Origin of the sequence: Pseudomonas syringae (genome assembly GCF_021605415.1) — a bacterium.
GTDB lineage: Bacteria > Pseudomonadota > Gammaproteobacteria > Pseudomonadales > Pseudomonadaceae > Aquipseudomonas > Aquipseudomonas syringae_S.
The window spans coordinates 64,520-80,101 of the sequence record NZ_WKEQ01000027.1; the positions used below are offsets into that span (position 1 = coordinate 64,520).

The 15,582-nt window shown below is 58.7% G+C and carries 12 protein-coding genes and 1 pseudogene; 11 read left to right on the plus strand and 2 right to left on the minus strand.

The annotated features are described in order from the left end of the window. The first annotated feature begins 4 nt into the window (after nucleotides 1–4). The 3 genes from GIW69_RS18665 to GIW69_RS18675 all read left to right on the plus strand — a co-directional run bounded on the left by GIW69_RS18665 (nucleotide 5) and on the right by GIW69_RS18675 (nucleotide 3,762). Nucleotides 5–583, plus strand: coding sequence for a TetR/AcrR family transcriptional regulator (locus GIW69_RS18665; protein ID WP_236484263.1), 579 nt, complete (start codon nucleotides 5–7; stop codon nucleotides 581–583). An 80-nt stretch (nucleotides 584–663) separates the two neighbouring features. Beyond that, complete coding sequence (locus GIW69_RS18670; protein ID WP_236484264.1) at nucleotides 664–1,905, plus strand: OprD family porin; 1,242 nt, start codon at nucleotides 664–666, stop codon at nucleotides 1,903–1,905. A gap of 84 nt (nucleotides 1,906–1,989) precedes the next feature. Further along, nucleotides 1,990–3,762 (plus strand): acyl-CoA dehydrogenase C-terminal domain-containing protein, encoded by a 1,773-nt coding sequence (locus GIW69_RS18675; RefSeq protein WP_236484265.1) that lies wholly within the window; start codon nucleotides 1,990–1,992, stop codon nucleotides 3,760–3,762. Between the two features lie 271 nt (nucleotides 3,763–4,033). Here the strand turns inward: GIW69_RS18675 and GIW69_RS18680 are convergent, their stop codons facing one another. Next, nucleotides 4,034–4,864, minus strand: coding sequence for a type 1 glutamine amidotransferase domain-containing protein (locus GIW69_RS18680; RefSeq protein WP_236484266.1), 831 nt, complete (start codon nucleotides 4,862–4,864; stop codon nucleotides 4,034–4,036). Between the two features lie 393 nt (nucleotides 4,865–5,257). Between GIW69_RS18680 and GIW69_RS18685 the strand changes: the two are divergent. Beyond that, nucleotides 5,258–5,350, plus strand: a pseudogene (locus GIW69_RS18685) (integrase); the annotation flags it as partial. A 107-nt stretch (nucleotides 5,351–5,457) separates the two neighbouring features. Here the strand turns inward: GIW69_RS18685 and GIW69_RS18690 are convergent. Continuing rightward, the gene (locus GIW69_RS18690) at nucleotides 5,458–6,363 is read right to left on the minus strand and encodes a LysR family transcriptional regulator (RefSeq protein ID WP_236484267.1); all 906 of its coding nucleotides are present in this window, start codon (nucleotides 6,361–6,363) and stop codon (nucleotides 5,458–5,460) included. A gap of 165 nt (nucleotides 6,364–6,528) precedes the next feature. On the opposite strand from GIW69_RS18690, the gene amaB reads away from it, so the two are divergent. The 7 genes from amaB (at nucleotide 6,529) to GIW69_RS18725 (ending at nucleotide 14,939) form a co-directional block, all read left to right on the plus strand. Beyond that, the gene (gene amaB, locus GIW69_RS18695) at nucleotides 6,529–8,019 is read left to right on the plus strand and encodes an L-piperidine-6-carboxylate dehydrogenase (protein ID WP_236484268.1); all 1,491 of its coding nucleotides are present in this window, start codon (nucleotides 6,529–6,531) and stop codon (nucleotides 8,017–8,019) included. A gap of 89 nt (nucleotides 8,020–8,108) precedes the next feature. Continuing rightward, a complete protein-coding gene (gene amaA, locus GIW69_RS18700) occupies nucleotides 8,109–9,392 on the plus strand; it encodes an L-pipecolate oxidase (protein WP_236484269.1) in 1,284 nt (427 codons plus the stop codon). Nucleotides 9,393–9,759: 367 nt separating this feature from the next. Further along, a complete protein-coding gene (locus tag GIW69_RS18705; RefSeq protein ID WP_236484270.1) occupies nucleotides 9,760–10,893 on the plus strand; it encodes an ABC transporter substrate-binding protein in 1,134 nt (377 codons plus the stop codon). 241 nt (nucleotides 10,894–11,134) lie between these two features. Beyond that, nucleotides 11,135–12,049, plus strand: coding sequence for an ABC transporter permease subunit (locus tag GIW69_RS18710; RefSeq protein ID WP_236484271.1), 915 nt, complete (start codon nucleotides 11,135–11,137; stop codon nucleotides 12,047–12,049). A 3-nt stretch (nucleotides 12,050–12,052) separates the two neighbouring features. Then, nucleotides 12,053–13,354: a high-affinity branched-chain amino acid ABC transporter permease LivM gene (gene livM / locus GIW69_RS18715; protein WP_236484272.1), complete on the plus strand. Its 1,302-nt coding sequence runs from the start codon at nucleotides 12,053–12,055 to the stop codon at nucleotides 13,352–13,354. Beyond that, nucleotides 13,351–14,226, plus strand: coding sequence for an ATP-binding cassette domain-containing protein (locus GIW69_RS18720; RefSeq protein ID WP_236484273.1), 876 nt, complete (start codon nucleotides 13,351–13,353; stop codon nucleotides 14,224–14,226). The genes livM and GIW69_RS18720 overlap by 4 nt, the downstream gene beginning before the upstream one ends. After that, nucleotides 14,223–14,939, plus strand: coding sequence for an ABC transporter ATP-binding protein (locus GIW69_RS18725; protein WP_236484274.1), 717 nt, complete (start codon nucleotides 14,223–14,225; stop codon nucleotides 14,937–14,939). Before GIW69_RS18720 ends, GIW69_RS18725 begins: the two co-directional genes overlap by 4 nt. The last annotated feature ends 643 nt before the right edge of the window (nucleotides 14,940–15,582 follow it).

Here is a 15,582-nt window from a genome sequence, read left to right on the forward strand (position 1 = left end):
GACCATGACAGCACTAACCAGACGCGTACCGGGGGAGCCATGCGGGCGTCAGCGCGTCCTCGACAGTGCACGCCAGCTATTTGCCGAGCGCGGTTTTCACGCTGTCAGTCTGCGTGAACTGGGTCAGGTGGTTGGCATGCATGCAGGTTCGTTGTACGCGCACATCGAGAGCAAGGAGGCGCTATTGCAGGAGCTGATCGAAGACGGCTACGAGCGGCTGATAGACAGCAGCCTGGCGCGTATGAAGAAGGCGCCGTCGAGCACCGCGCTCGGCATGTTTCTACGCAATCACCTGGCTTTTCAGATCGTCAATCCGCACTGGTATGCGCTTGCCTTGATCGAATCCCGGCATTTGGGCGACGAGGCGCAAGAAGAATTACTCAGCCTCAAAACCGACTATGCGCTGCTGCTTGAACGCCTCCTGCAGACGCGAGCGGGTAAGCGCGCCGATGCCCGGCGGATCGCGACGATGGCGCGACAGGCATTGCGCTTACTCGACGGTCCGCCACAAGGCGATGGGGCCGCGCTGGATGACTGCGTCGAGGACGTAGAGCGCCTGATCCTCAATCGCCTGAATCGTTAGTCGGGGAGCTATTTGTATCTGTATCGAGGCGGGCATTGGCTTCACCAGGCAATACCACAATAAGAAATGGGAGAACAAAAATGCACAAACACCCTAGAACCAACACGATGTCCCTGGCTGTCCTGGCCGCTGGTTCGAGCTTGCCACTTTTGGCACAGGCGGATTTCATCGAGGACAGCAAAGCCAGCCTTACCATCAACAACTACTATTTCAACAGCGACTATCGCCAGCCCGGTGCCACTCAGTCCAAGCGTGATGAGTGGGCCCAGGGCTTCATGCTCAACTACGAGTCGGGCTTCACTAACGGTACTGTGGGTTTTGGTCTGGATGCCATCGGCATGCTCGGTATCAAACTCGATTCAAGCCGGGACCGTATCAACACGGGACTGCTATCGGCGGATAACGATGGCAATCCGCAGGACAACTACAGCGAACTCGGTTTGACGGCAAAGGCGCGGGTCTCAAAAAGCATTCTGCGCGTGGGGACGCTGCTCCCAAAGATGCCAACAGTCTTGTCCAATGAGTCGCGACTGATGCCGCAGACCTTCCGCGGTGCGCATTTGGTGTCGGAGGAGTTTGCAGGTTTGACCCTTGATGGCGGACGTCTGACCCAGAACAGCCTGCGTAACGACAGCAGCAGTGAAGACATGATTGTCAACGGTAACGCCATTACCGGAGGGCGGTTTACCGACAAGTTCAACTTTGCTGGCGCGCGCTACAGGTGGAACAAGAACCTGATGACCTCTTACAACTACGGCCATCTGGACAACAACTACAACCAGCACATCGTCAATCTGGTGCACTCTTTGCCTATTGGCAACGGCTCACTGAAAAGCGACCTGCGCTACGCGCGCTCCACCAATGACGGCAACACCAACGTTGATAACACCGCATTGGGTGCCATGTTCACCTACAGCGTGATCGGCCACGGGGTTAGCCTGGCGTACCAGAAAATGAAGGGCGACACAGGTTTCCCTTACATCAATGGCACGGATGAGTTTCTGGTCAACTACGCCATGCTCTCGCCTGACTTCGCCAACCCCGACGAAAAATCCTGGCAGGCCCGTTACAACTACGACTTCGCGGCCTTGGGTATTCCCGGTCTGACATTCATGACCCGTTATGTCGCCGGAGACGGCTTCGAACGCGGCGGCCGTGGAGCCAAAGAATGGGAGCGCAACAGTGAAGTCGCCTATGCCTTCCAGCAAGGATCGCTGAAGAATTTTGCCGTCAAATGGCGCAACGGTACTTACCGCAGCGCGGGCAGCAGTGACATAGACCAGAATCGTTTGATCCTGAGCTACACATTGCCGCTGTTGTAAGCGTTGCGTTGAGGGCCGAACCTTGAGTTCGGGGTCGGCCCTCCGTCTTCCACTCGCTGTGCGAGACCCATACGAGTAGCAACTATGCCTGGATACAATGCCCCTCTTCGCGATTTTCGCTTTGTCCTGCATGAAGTGTTCGCCGGTCCGGCCATGTGGGCACGCACGCCTGCCCTTGCCGACATGATCGATGCTGAAACGGCCGATGCCATCCTCGAAGAAGCCGCCAAGGTTACCAGTGGCCTGATCGCCCCACTCAACCGCAGTGGCGATGAGGAAGGTGCGCAATGGCTCGACGGTGATGTACGTACGCCGGCGGGGTTTCGCGATGCCTACGCTACCTATATCGAGGGCGGCTGGGTCGGGCTGTCCGGCAATCCCGCCTACGGCGGCATGGGCATGCCCAAAATGCTCTGCGTTGCCTTCGAAGAAATGCTTTACGCTGCCGGATCCAGTTTTGCCCTGTACTCGGCGCTGAGCTCCGGGGCGTGCCTGGCGATTGATGCCCACTCCAGCGAAGCGCTCAAGCGCACCTATCTGCCGCCGATGTACGAAGGCCGCTGGGCCGGCTCCATGTGTCTGACCGAAGCCCACGCGGGCACTGACCTGGGTCTGATTCGTACACGCGCCCAGCCAGATGCCGACGGCAGCTACGCCATCTCAGGCAGCAAGGTTTTCATCACCGGGGGCGAACACGATCTGACCGAAAACATCATCCATCTGGTGCTGGCCAGGCTCCCGGATGCTCCTGCTGGCGTACGCGGGATCTCGTTATTTCTGGTGCCTAAAGTCAACGTCAACGCTGACGGCAGTCTCGGCACACGCAACGCCGTAAGCTGCGGCTCGATCGAACACAAAATGGGCATCAAGGCTTCAGCAACCTGCGTGATGAATTTCGAGGGTGCCACAGGATTTTTGATCGGCGAACCGAACAAGGGGCTCGCCGCTATGTTCACCATGATGAACTATGAGCGCCTGTCCATCGGCATCCAGGGTCTGGGTTGCAGCGAAGCCTCTTACCAGGCCGCCCGCAGTTATGCCGTCGAGCGGCTGCAAGGCCGCGCAGCTACCGGTCTGCAGGAGAAGGATAAGGTCGCTGACCCCATCATTGTGCACGCCGATGTGCGGCGAATGCTGTTGACCATCAAAGCCCTGACCGAAGGTGGTCGCGCGTTCGCGTGCTACGTTGGCCAGCAACTGGACCTGAGCAAGTTCAGTCCTGACGCCAGCGAGCGTCAGAGCGCAGAAACCCTGGCGGCCTTGCTGACACCGGTGACCAAGGCATTTTTCACTGACACCGGCCTTGAAAGCTGCGTGCATGGGCAGCAGGTATTCGGCGGCCATGGTTATATACGCGAATGGGGTCAGGAGCAGCTCGTGCGCGACGTTCGTATCGCACAGATTTACGAAGGCACGAATGGCATTCAGGCACTCGACCTGCTTGGTCGCAAGATCATCGCCAACGGCGGTCTGGCGCTGCGTCAGTTCACCGGCGAAATCCGCCGGTTTGCCGATCAGCCTGACATCCCATACGCCTCGATGCTGATCGATGCGGTAGAGCGCCTGGAGCGCACCAGCAGTTGGGTGCAGGAATGCGCCGCCCAAAATGCTCACGAAATCGGTGCTGCCTCGGTGGAATACCTGCACCTGTTTGGCTACACCGCTTATGCCTGGATGTGGGCGCGTATGGCCGAAGTGGCTCAAGCGCGGCGTGCAGACGATGAGGCGTTCTACGGCGGCAAACTGGCGACGGCGCAATTTTTCTTTGATCGCTTGCTGCCCCGCACTCTGAGCCTGGAGGCCAGCATCTGCGGCGGAAGCGATTCTTTATTTGGCATCAGCGCCGATCAGTTCTAACCACCTCAGCGCTTAACCGATCTTGAAGGGCCGCTTTTGGCCCATAGTGTGTAAAAACGCGTCGCCAAAATTGAGGTGCGCAGGTCTACGTTAAATCTGAAATTTATCGACACGTCAGCAGTTGTGGATTTTGCGTAGACGCGCGATTGTCACTCCGGTTTTGAGTAACTAGCGCAGCTTGCAGTGTGTCGGAATAGACGGTGGTGCTGGAGCCAAAGCAGATCGACCCGCAGCACCTACGACCAGGTTTGCCCGGCACTGCCGCCGAGGATTACTTCAGTTTCGCCAGCATGGCCACGGCGACTGCCTTGGCCGACTGTGGGTTCTGGCCGGAAATGACTTCGCGGTCTTCGATCACGTTCTCGCTCCATGGCTTGGCTTCGGAGAAGTTAGCACCGGCTGCCGTCAGGCCGTCCTGCGGGAACAGTTTCATATGGCCGCCGCCGAGGAAACCTTTAGCCTGCTCCTCTTCCGCGTCGGTGAATGCGGTGACTTTGTAGCCCTTGTAAATCCAATTGGCTGGCGCTGCCGGCTGTTTGCCCGATTCCAGCGCGGAGACAAAGCCGTGCGCGTCCGGAATCGCCGACAACATGGCTATGGTGCCATGGCAGGTGAAGCCGGTGATCTTGCCTTTTTCATGGAAGTTGGTCAGCAGTTGGCCCAGTTGCTTGTCCTTGAGCAGATCCTGCATCGGGATATGGCCGCCAGGCACGAACACGGCATCGAACTTGTCGTAGCCGATTTTCTGAACCTGCGCGAAGCTGATTGCCGGCGATCCGCTCTTGGAGGTCAGCTTCAGTGTATCCAGCAGAGCGAGACTTTCCTGACGGGCCTTCTCATCGCCGCCCCAGAAGCTCACATCATTGGACTTCTGATCCGCGGTCGGCGCCTTGCCGCTCGGGGTGGCAAATACGACGGTTTGACCTGCCTCGATGAATGTCTGCACAGGTTGCATCAACTCGTTCAGGAAGAAACCTGTCTGCATGACCTTGCCGTCTTTCAGATTCAGTTGATCCTGATCCGACAGTACAACCAGCACCGTGCCGGCGTTGGCATAATTAGCGGCAGCGGCAAGCAGGACGGCAATGATGGTTTTTTTCACGGGACTCTCCAGTAGGAATGGTTTGCTGGCGCCATCTTATTGCTTGAGCTGACGACAACAGAGTCCCTGAATTGCATTTTACTTATTACATTGAGTAATTAATGGTTGGGAGGGCCCTTCGGATGGAAGCAAGTATTGCTCTCTTGTCAGCATCACTTCGGAGCGCTCTGATTCGCAAAGTGAACCGTCCCCGAATTTTCTAAACACACCTGAGTGACGGCTTTGGCCGGTCACTGTCTTTCGTGAAGGGCACCAGTCGGCCACCAGCCCAATGTCACAGATCCACCCTTGTCCTTCCCACTGGAGGGCGAGCTATGAACACTATTGCTAGATACCGACATCAGCCTTGGAACAAGGGAAAGCTTGTCGGCAGAAAGCTCCGCTTTGAGTCACCCGAGCCGGTTGCACACCTCAAATCATTTTTCCACTAGGCGATACGCTCGAATAGTCAAGGCGTGGGTGACAGCCATCGGCCTTGCGCGCGCGGCTGTCTCAATCCAAGGTCGTCGATGGTCTGTTTGTAATCGCCTGAAATCTGGATTCGCAGTTTTCGCGCAAAGGGCAAAAGCCGCACGGTTGCGGCTGTCGCAGTGTTACGTGGGATCCGGGCTATCGATCTGCTCCAGCATCCACTTCACAAAATCCCGTACCTTGGGCACTTCCGCCGCGTGTTCCGGGTACGCCAGGTAGTAAGCGTCGGTGCTGGGCATTGCATGCTGCCAGGGAATGACCAGTTTGCCGTCGGCCAATTCCTCTTCCACGAGAAAACGCGGCAGCAGCGCCACGCCGCAGCCGACCTGGGCGGCGCGGATGCACATATAGAAGGTTTCGAAGCGCGGGCCGTGGTAGCTGTGTTCGGTTTGATAGCCCTGACTGTCGAACCAGTCGTGCCAGGCCTGCGGGCGCGAAGCGTTTTGCAACAGCACCAGGTCGGTGAGTTGGGTCGGGTCGGTGAATGGCGTGTCCGTCAGGCTGCCCGGTGCGCACACCGGCACCAGTTCTTCGCCGAACAGCTTCAGGCATTCCGTGCCGGGGCGTGCGCTCTGGCCAAAGTAGAATGCCAGATCGCTGCGGCCTTGCAGCAAGTCGTCGGCCTCCTGTTCGTTGCACAGATCCAGATGAATCGTGGGATGACGCAGACGCCAGCCCTTCAGGCGTGGCACCAGCCAGCGGGCGCCGAACGTCGAGGGCGTGGACACCCGCAGGACTTCAGTCTCGCCGCCGTAGGAACGCAGGTAATGCGTCGACATCTCAACCTGGCTGAGGATTTTTCGTACCTCCACCAAGTACAAGTCGCCGGCCGGGGTCATCTGCAAACGGCGGCGCACGCGGCGAAACAACAAGTGCTGGAGCAATTCTTCAAGCTGCGCCACCTGTTTACTGACGGCACTCTGGGTCAGGTTCAGCTCTTCGGCGGCGCGGGTGAAGCTCAGGTGCCGGGTCACGGCCTCGAAACATTGCAACGCGGTGATCGAGGGCAGGTGGCGTTTGTTCAGCATGGGTGATCCCTTTTTCTTGTCTTTCTATGCTCAGCATGAATAAACGGAATGATATCTCGCGTAAAGGTCGTTTGTTGCCTCGCGGTTCGGGCGCTACAACTAAAGGCCTGCCCGGTCGCGAAATGGCGGCTGCACACATTTGGTTTTTTGCTTGAGGAGTAACCCATGGTTGCCGCATTGCTTGATCGTCTTGGCGTGAACCCGGCGCTGTACCAGAACGGCAACGTGCCGGTGCATTCACCCATTGATGGCAGCCGGATCGCTGCCGTGAACTGGGAGGGCGCGGCCGAAGTCGAGCAGCACATCAGTCGCGCAGATCATGCGTTCGAACAGTGGCGCAAAGTGCCGGCCCCGCGTCGCGGCGAACTGGTGCGTCAGTTCGGCGAAGTGTTGCGCGAGTACAAAGCCGATCTCGGCGAACTGGTTTCGTGGGAGGCGGGCAAGATCACTCAGGAAGGTTTGGGTGAAGTTCAGGAGATGATCGACATCTGCGACTTCGCCGTCGGCCTGTCCCGCCAGTTGTATGGCTTGACCATCGCGTCCGAGCGCCCGGGTCATCACATGCGTGAAACCTGGCACCCGCTGGGCGTGGTCGGCGTGATCAGCGCGTTCAATTTTCCGGTCGCGGTATGGGCGTGGAACACCACGCTGGCACTGGTTTGCGGCAACCCGGTGGTGTGGAAACCGTCGGAAAAAACCCCGCTGACCGCACTGGCCTGCCAAGCCCTGTTCGATCGCGTAGTGAAGAATTTCAGTGATGCCCCGGCGAGCCTCTGCCAAGTCGTCATCGGCGGCCGCGATGCCGGCGAAGCGTTGGTCGATGACCCGCGCGTCGCCTTGATCAGCGCCACCGGCAGCACGCGCATGGGCCGCGAAGTGGCGCCGAAAGTCGCCGCGCGATTCGCTCGCAGCATTCTCGAATTGGGCGGCAATAACGCGATGATCCTCGGCCCGAGCGCCGATCTTGACATGGCCGTACGCGCGATTCTGTTCAGCGCCGTCGGCACCGCCGGCCAGCGTTGCACCACGTTGCGTCGCTTGATTGCCCACGAGTCGGTTAAAGAAGAAATCGTCACCCGCCTGAAAGCCGCGTACGCCAAGGTGCGCATCGGTCATCCGCTGGAAGGTAATCTGGTCGGTCCGCTGATCGACAAGCACAGCTTCGAAAACATGCAGGACGCGCTGGAGCAGGCGTTGAGCGAGGGCGGACGGGTGTTCGGTGGCAAGCGCCAACTGGAAGAGCAGTTCCCCAACGCCTACTACGTGTCGCCGGCCATCGTCGAAATGCCCGAGCAGAGCGACGTGGTGTGCAGCGAAACCTTCGCGCCGATTCTCTACGTGGTCGGTTACAGCGATTTCCAGGAAGCGCTGCGCCTGAACAACGCTGTGCCGCAAGGCCTGTCGTCGTGCATATTCACCACCGACGTGCGCGAGGCCGAGCAGTTCATGTCGGCGGTCGGCAGCGACTGCGGCATCGCCAACGTCAACATCGGCCCGAGCGGCGCGGAAATCGGCGGTGCGTTTGGTGGCGAAAAAGAAACCGGCGGTGGACGTGAGTCGGGTTCCGATGCGTGGCGCGGCTACATGCGGCGCCAGACCAACACCGTCAACTACTCGCTGGAATTGCCGCTGGCGCAGGGCATTACGTTCGACTAAGCAGCGACGAGCCCCGAGCGACAAGCGTCAAGCAGATTGGCTTGCAGCTTGTAGCTCATCGCTTGCAGCTGCTCCGCCAGGAGCTTTCTATGCCGTTACGCGAAGCGTGTCTGTGGGAAGAGTTGACGCCACAAAGGCCGGATAACGCGGCGCTCAGGGGCGAGGTGAGGGTCGATGTCTGCGTGATCGGCGCCGGGTTTACCGGGCTGTCGGCGGCGTTGCATTTGCTTGAGCAAGGCAAAAGCGTATGCGTGATCGAAGCGCATCGCGCCGGTCATGGGGGTTCCGGACGCAACGTTGGATTGGTCAATGCCGGCATGTGGATCCCGCCGGACGACATCGAGGCCGGGTTCGGCGAAGCGGTCGGCAGCCAGCTCAACCGTATGCTCGGTGCGGCGCCGTCGCTGGTGTTCAGCCTGGTGGATAAATACAACATCGATTGCCAGTTACGCCGCGAAGGTACTTTGCATATGGCGCACAACGCCCGTGGCGAGGCGGATCTGCGCAGTCGTGAAGACCAATGGAAGCGCCGTGGCGCGCCAGTGGAATTGCTCACTGGCAAGGCCTGCGAACAAGCCACGGGCACCCAGAAAATTGCCGCCGCGCTGCTGGATCGGCGTGCCGGGACATTGAATCCGATGGCCTATACCACCGGCCTGGCCAAGGCGGTTATCGGCCTCGGCGGACAGATGTTCGATCATTCCCCCGTAACCCGACTCGAACGCCAGGGCCAGCAATGGTCGGTGCAGACCGGGCAAGGTTCGGTGCTCGCCGAAAAAGTCGTTATCGCCTCCAACGCGTACACCGAAGGCGACTGGACCGAGCTGAAACGCAATTTCTTCCCCGGTTATTACTATCAGGTCGCCTCGGTGCCGCTGACCGACGATGCTGCGCAGGCGATCCTTCCGGGCGGGCAGGGTTCGTGGGACACGCGGCAGGTATTGAGCAGCATCCGTCGGGACAAGGACGGCCGTCTGTTGCTCGGCAGTCTGGGCAACGGCAATCAGAAACCGGTGTGGTTGCTCAAGGCCTGGGCCGACCGGGTGCAGCAGCATTACTTCCCCCAGCTGAAACCGGTCGAGTGGGAATGCACCTGGACCGGGCGGATCGCCTTCACTCCGGATCATTTGATGCGCCTGTTCGAACCGGCGCCCGGCATAGTGGCCGTCACCGGCTACAACGGTCGTGGCGTCACCACCGGCACCGTGGTCGGCAAGGCTTTCGCCGACTATCTGTGCGACGGCAATCCGCAGGCGTTGCCGACTCCCTTTGCACCGATGCAGCCCTTGACGGGCGTGGGCTTGCGTAGCTGTCTGTACGAGGCCGGGTTCTCGCTGTATCACGCGGGCCAGTGCTTGCGCATCGTGATTTGAGTGTTGAAATTTGTTGCGTGGAGGGGCGCTTTTCGACTTAGCGACTAGCCTGTAATGGTGCGGGTTGTAGCAGTCCCGCACCAGCAGTGTGCAGTTCGGTGACGCGGGCTGTTACAGGCTGGTTGCACGTCGATTGGTGCCGCGGTTGCAATGATGGCGCGCGTGGGTTGCGCCGCAAAAAATATACGGTTTTACCTTCCGCGGTTTAGACGGTTGCACGCCCAATGAAAAAGGGCTCGAAACAGTCGAAATAACAATAAAGCAGCGACTTTTTGAAGAATAAAAAACCGATGGCACGTTGCTTGCTCTCAGCATTCGTTGAAGTGAAGTCGCAGTGCCAACTAAAAAAAACCTTGGAGCACCACTCATGTCCCAGACGTTTTACAAGAAAGGCTTTCTGGCCCTCGCAGTCGCAACTGCGCTGGGTGTTTCTGCGTTTGCACAAGCTGATGTGAAAATCGGTGTGGCGGGCCCGATGACCGGCGCCAACGCGGCATTCGGCGAGCAGTACATGAAAGGGGCACAGGCGGCAGCCGACGCGGTCAACGCGGCTGGCGGCGTCAACGGGGAAAAAATCGTACTGGTCAAGGGCGATGATGCCTGCGAACCGAAGCAGGCCGTGACGGTTGCCAAGGATCTCACCAACCAGAAAGTCGCCGGCGTGGTCGGTCACTTCTGCTCGTCTTCGACCATTCCAGCGTCTGAAATCTACGACGAAGCAGGCATCATCGCGATCACCCCGGGTTCCACCAACCCGCAGGTGACCGAGCGCGGCCTGAGCGCCATGTTCCGTATGTGCGGGCGCGACGACCAGCAAGGCATCGTCGCTGGCGATTACATCGTCGACGTGCTCAAGGGCAAGAAAGTCGTAGTGCTCCACGATAAAGACACCTACGGTCAGGGCCTGGCCGACGCCACCAAGGCACAGCTGGTCAAGCGCGGCGTGACGCCGGTGCTGTACGAAGGCCTGACCCGTGGTGAAAAAGATTTCAGCACCATCGTCACCAAAATCCGTGGCGCCGGCGCCGATGTCGTCTACTTCGGTGGTCTGCACCCGGAAGCCGGGCCGCTGGTTCGTCAACTGCGTGAGCAAGGCCTCAAAGACGTCAAGTTCATGTCCGACGACGGCATCGTGACCGACGAACTGGTAACCACCGCCGGTGGCCCGCAATTCGTCGATGGCGTACTGATGACCTTCGGCGCTGACCCGCGGTTGCTGCCAGACAGCAAGGCCGTGGTAGATGCGTTCCGCAAGGCGGGCACCGAACCTGAGGGTTACACCCTCTACGCCTACGCCTCGGTACAAACCCTGGCCGCCGCGTTCAATGGCGCCAAATCCAATAACGGCGAGAAAGCCGCCGAGTGGCTGAAGAAAAACCCGGTCAAGACCGTCATGGGTGAAAAAGCCTGGGACACCAAAGGCGACTTGAAGGTCTCCGACTACGTGGTTTACCAGTGGGACAAGGACGGCAAATACCACCAGCTGGAAAAACAGAAGTAAGGGCTGACGCGATCGGTTGGTTTCTACACATCCTTGTAGGAGCGGGCTTGCCCGCGATGACGGTATGACAGGCAACAAATTTGTTGAATGTTCCACCGCTATCGCTGGCAAGCCAGCTTCCACAGAGGTTGTGGCTGTTCTGACTGATCGTGATTGACAGCGCAACGACGTAAATCTGTATTTTCCCTAGAAGAACCGCACACCTTGCGGTGTGCAGGTTCTCACTGCGTGAGATTGCGTTATGGATGGTATTTTCCTGCAGCAACTGGTCAACGGCCTGACCCTCGGGTCGGTCTATGGCCTGATCGCCATCGGCTACACAATGGTCTATGGCATCATCGGCATGATTAACTTCGCCCACGGCGAGGTTTACATGATTTCCGCTTACCTGGCGGCAATCAGTCTGGCTCTGCTGGCTTACTTCGGTATCGAATCTTTCCCACTGCTGATGCTCGGCACGCTGATCTTCACTATCGTCGTCACGGCGGTGTATGGCTGGGTCATCGAGCGTGTTGCCTATAAACCTCTGCGAAATTCAACACGACTGGCACCGCTGATCAGCGCCATCGGGATTTCGCTGATCCTGCAAAACTACGCACAGATTGCTCAAGGAGCGAAGCAGCAGGGCGTTCCGACCTTGCTCTCCGGCGCCTGGCGCGTCGACATCGGCACAGGTTTTGTCCAACTGACGTACACCAAGGTGTTCATTCTGGTGGCGGCGTTTGCCGGCATGGCCGCGCTGACCTACATCATCAAGTACACCAAGCTCGGCCGCATGTGCCGCGCCACACAGCAAGACCGCAAGATGGCGTCGATCCTCGGGATCAACACCGACCGCGTGATCTCCTATGTGTTCATCATCGGTGCAGCGATGGCGGCCCTGGCCGGCGTGCTGATCACCATGAACTACGGCACGTTCGACTTCTATGCCGGCTTCATCATCGGGATCAAGGCGTTTACCGCCGCGGTACTCGGCGGGATCGGTTCGCTGCCTGGCGCGATGCTCGGCGGGATCATCCTCGGCATCTCCGAGTCGCTGTTTTCAGGCCTGGTCAACTCGGACTACAAAGACGTTTTCAGCTTCTCGCTGCTCGTTCTCGTTCTGGTCTTTCGGCCCCAAGGCCTGCTCGGCCGTCCTCTTGTGTCGAAGGTGTAAGCGATGTCTTCAACCACTAAAAAAACCATCGATGTCAAAAAAAGCCTGGTTGAGTCGATTCTTGCCGGCCTCATTGCCCTGATCGTCTTCGGCCCGATTGTGGGTGTCGTGCTCGAGGGCTACAGCTTCAACCTTGAACCGAAACGCGTGGCGTGGATCATCGCCATTGTCATGGCGGGTCGTTTCGCCCTCAGCCTGTTCCTGCAAACGCCCAAGGGCCTGAAGATTCTCGACGGATTCGAGAGCACCGGTTCCGGCGTGCACGTGCTGCCACCAGACTACAAGTCACGCCTGCGCTGGATCATCCCGCTGATGATTGTCGTCGCCGTGGCTTTGCCGTTTTTTACCAACTCCTATTTGCTGGGCGTTGTAATCCTCGGGTTGATCTACGTGTTGCTCGGTCTGGGCCTGAACATCGTGGTTGGCCTGGCCGGACTGCTCGACCTGGGTTACGTGGCGTTCTACGCCATCGGCGCCTATGGCCTGGCGCTCGGCTATCAATATCTGGGCCTGGGTTTCTGGACGGTGCTGCCGCTGGCGGCGATCATGGCGGGGCTGGCCGGTTGCATCCTCGGTTTCCCGGTGCTGCGTCTGCACGGCGACTATCTGGCGATCGTGACGCTGGGCTTCGGTGAAATCATCCGGCTGATTCTTAACAACTGGCTGTCCTTGACCGGCGGACCGAACGGGATGCCGGCGCCATTGCCGACGTTTTTCGGTCTGGAGTTCGGCAAGCGCGCGAAGGATGGCGGGGTGCCGTTTCACGAATTCTTCGGCATCGCTTACAACCCTGACGTGAAGTACTACTTCATCTACGCCGTGTTGTTCCTGGTGGTATTGGCCGTGCTGTACATCAAGCATCGTCTGGTCAAGATGCCGGTCGGCCGCGCCTGGGAAGCGTTGCGTGAAGACGAGATCGCCTGTCGCTCGATGGGCCTCAATCATGTGTTGGTCAAGCTTTCGGCATTCACCATCGGTGCGTCGACGGCAGGCTTGGCCGGGGTGTTTTTCGCGACCTATCAAGGCTTCGTCAACCCGACCTCGTTCACCTTCTTCGAGTCGGCGCTGATCCTCGCGATTGTCGTGCTCGGCGGCATGGGTTCGACCATCGGCGTGGTGATCGCAGCGTTCGTGCTGACGGTGGCCCCGGAACTGCTGCGTGGTTTCGCTGAATACCGTGTGTTGCTGTTCGGCATCCTCATGGTGCTGATGATGATCTGGCGACCGCGCGGCCTGATTCGCATCAGCCGTACCGGGGTCAAGCCACGTAAAGGTGCCATTCACTATGAGAGGACTGCGCCATGAGTGAAGTCGTACTCTCTGTTGAAAAGTTGATGATGCACTTTGGTGGCATCAAGGCGTTGAACGATGTCAGCCTGCAGGTGAAGCGCAATTCGATCTTTGCCCTGATCGGCCCCAACGGTGCCGGCAAGACCACGGTGTTCAATTGCCTGACCGGTTTCTACAAGGCCTCTGGCGGCAAGATCGAACTCAACGCACGCGGCCAGCGCACCAACGTCATCCAGTTGCTCGGCGAATCGTTCAAACCGACTGATTTCGTCTCGCCCAAAAGCTTCCTCAGCCGCCTGTACTACAAGATGTTCGGCGGTACGCACCTGGTGAACCGAGCGGGCCTGGCCCGGACTTTCCAGAACATCCGCCTGTTCAAGGAAATGTCAGTGCTGGAAAACCTGCTGGTGGCCCAACACATGTGGGTCAACCGCAACATGCTGGCCGGCATCCTCAACACCAAGGGCTATCGCAAGGCTGAAAGCGATGCGCTGGATTGCGCGTTCTACTGGCTGGAAGTCGTCGATCTGGTGGACTGCGCCAACCGCCTCGCCGGTGAATTGTCCTACGGCCAGCAACGGCGTCTGGAAATTGCCCGGGCCATGTGCACGCGGCCGCAGATCATCTGCCTGGACGAGCCGGCCGCCGGCCTCAACCCTCAGGAAACCGAAGCGCTGAGCGCGATGATCCGGCTGCTGCGCGATGAGCATGATCTGACCGTGGTGCTGATCGAACACGACATGGGCATGGTAATGAGCATTTCCGACCACATCGTCGTGCTGGATCACGGCGTCGTCATCGCCGAGGGCGGCCCTGACGCCATTCGCAACGACCCGAAAGTGATTGCCGCCTATCTGGGCGCGGATGAAGAGGAAGTGGTGCTATGAGCCAACCTATCCTCGAATTGAAGGATCTCGACGTCTTCTACGGGCCGATCCAGGCCCTGAAAGGCGTTTCATTGCAGATCAACGAAGGCGAGACGGTCAGCCTCATCGGCTCCAACGGCGCCGGCAAGTCGACGTTGCTGATGTCGATCTTCGGTCAGCCACGGGCGTCGGGCGGGCAGATCCTCTATCAGGGCGTCGACATCACCCATAAGTCGTCGCACTACATCGCCTCCAACGGCATTGCGCAGTCGCCGGAAGGGCGGCGGGTGTTCCCCGACATGACCGTCGAGGAAAACCTGCTGATGGGCACGATCCCAATTGGCGACAAGTACGCCAAGGAAGACATGCAGCGCATGTTCGCGCTGTTTCCAAGGCTTGAGGAGCGACGCACCCAGCGGGCCATGACCATGTCCGGCGGCGAGCAACAAATGCTCGCCATCGCCCGTGCGCTGATGAGCCGGCCCAAGCTGTTGCTGCTGGATGAACCGAGCCTGGGGCTGGCGCCAATTGTGGTGAAGCAGATCTTTGCGACCCTGCGGGAACTGGCGAAAACCGGGATGACGATCTTTCTGGTGGAGCAGAACGCCAACCACGCGCTGAAACTGTCCGACCGCGCTTACGTGATGGTCAACGGAGAAATCCGCCTCAGCGGCACCGGTCAGGAGCTGTTGGTGAATGAAGAGGTGCGTAACGCTTATCTAGGCGGTCACTGACCTCTAGATGTAAGAAAGCGCCCGACATCAGGGCGCTTTTTTTTGCCTCCCGTAAGAGCTGCCGAGAGAATTGTGGAAAACAAATTCCGAAACCCGCTAAAGCGCGACATAAAGACGCTGCAAATAGCTGTTTTTCCACAGTTTTGACTTGTCCCCGTTTGCTGTGGAACCGACTGTGAATAACGTGGGAGTAGCTGGCTGAAAGCCTTTCAAACCGTGGCTTGCAGCTTGGTGATTGTTTTTTGATCAAGGGTTTTTGCGCAGCTTGCTGGTGCTGTTGTCAACCCTTTTATGGCGTTCACAATTGGCGCGAATCAAGGTGGAACAGCCTGTGGATAAGTCTGTGACTAAACTATGGAAAGACTGCCCGGAGAGGCGTGGTTGCTGGCCTCGCGCAATCACGCACCCAGGCCGCCAGTCGTGCAAAATGCCCTGATCTGCATATCCGGCAGATTCGGGTCAAGCAAAATACTTTCTATTTCCCCTGCGAAGCCTTGTACCGCGTGGCTTTGAGCTTTTGAACTTGCCCCCGGAAACTGTGGAAGGGCTTGTGGATAACATGCGTGCACATGGCTGCAGACCACGTAATGCAAGCTATCCAGAGCCTTGTTCAATTTTTATACAGTTACGTCCTGTGCAGGAG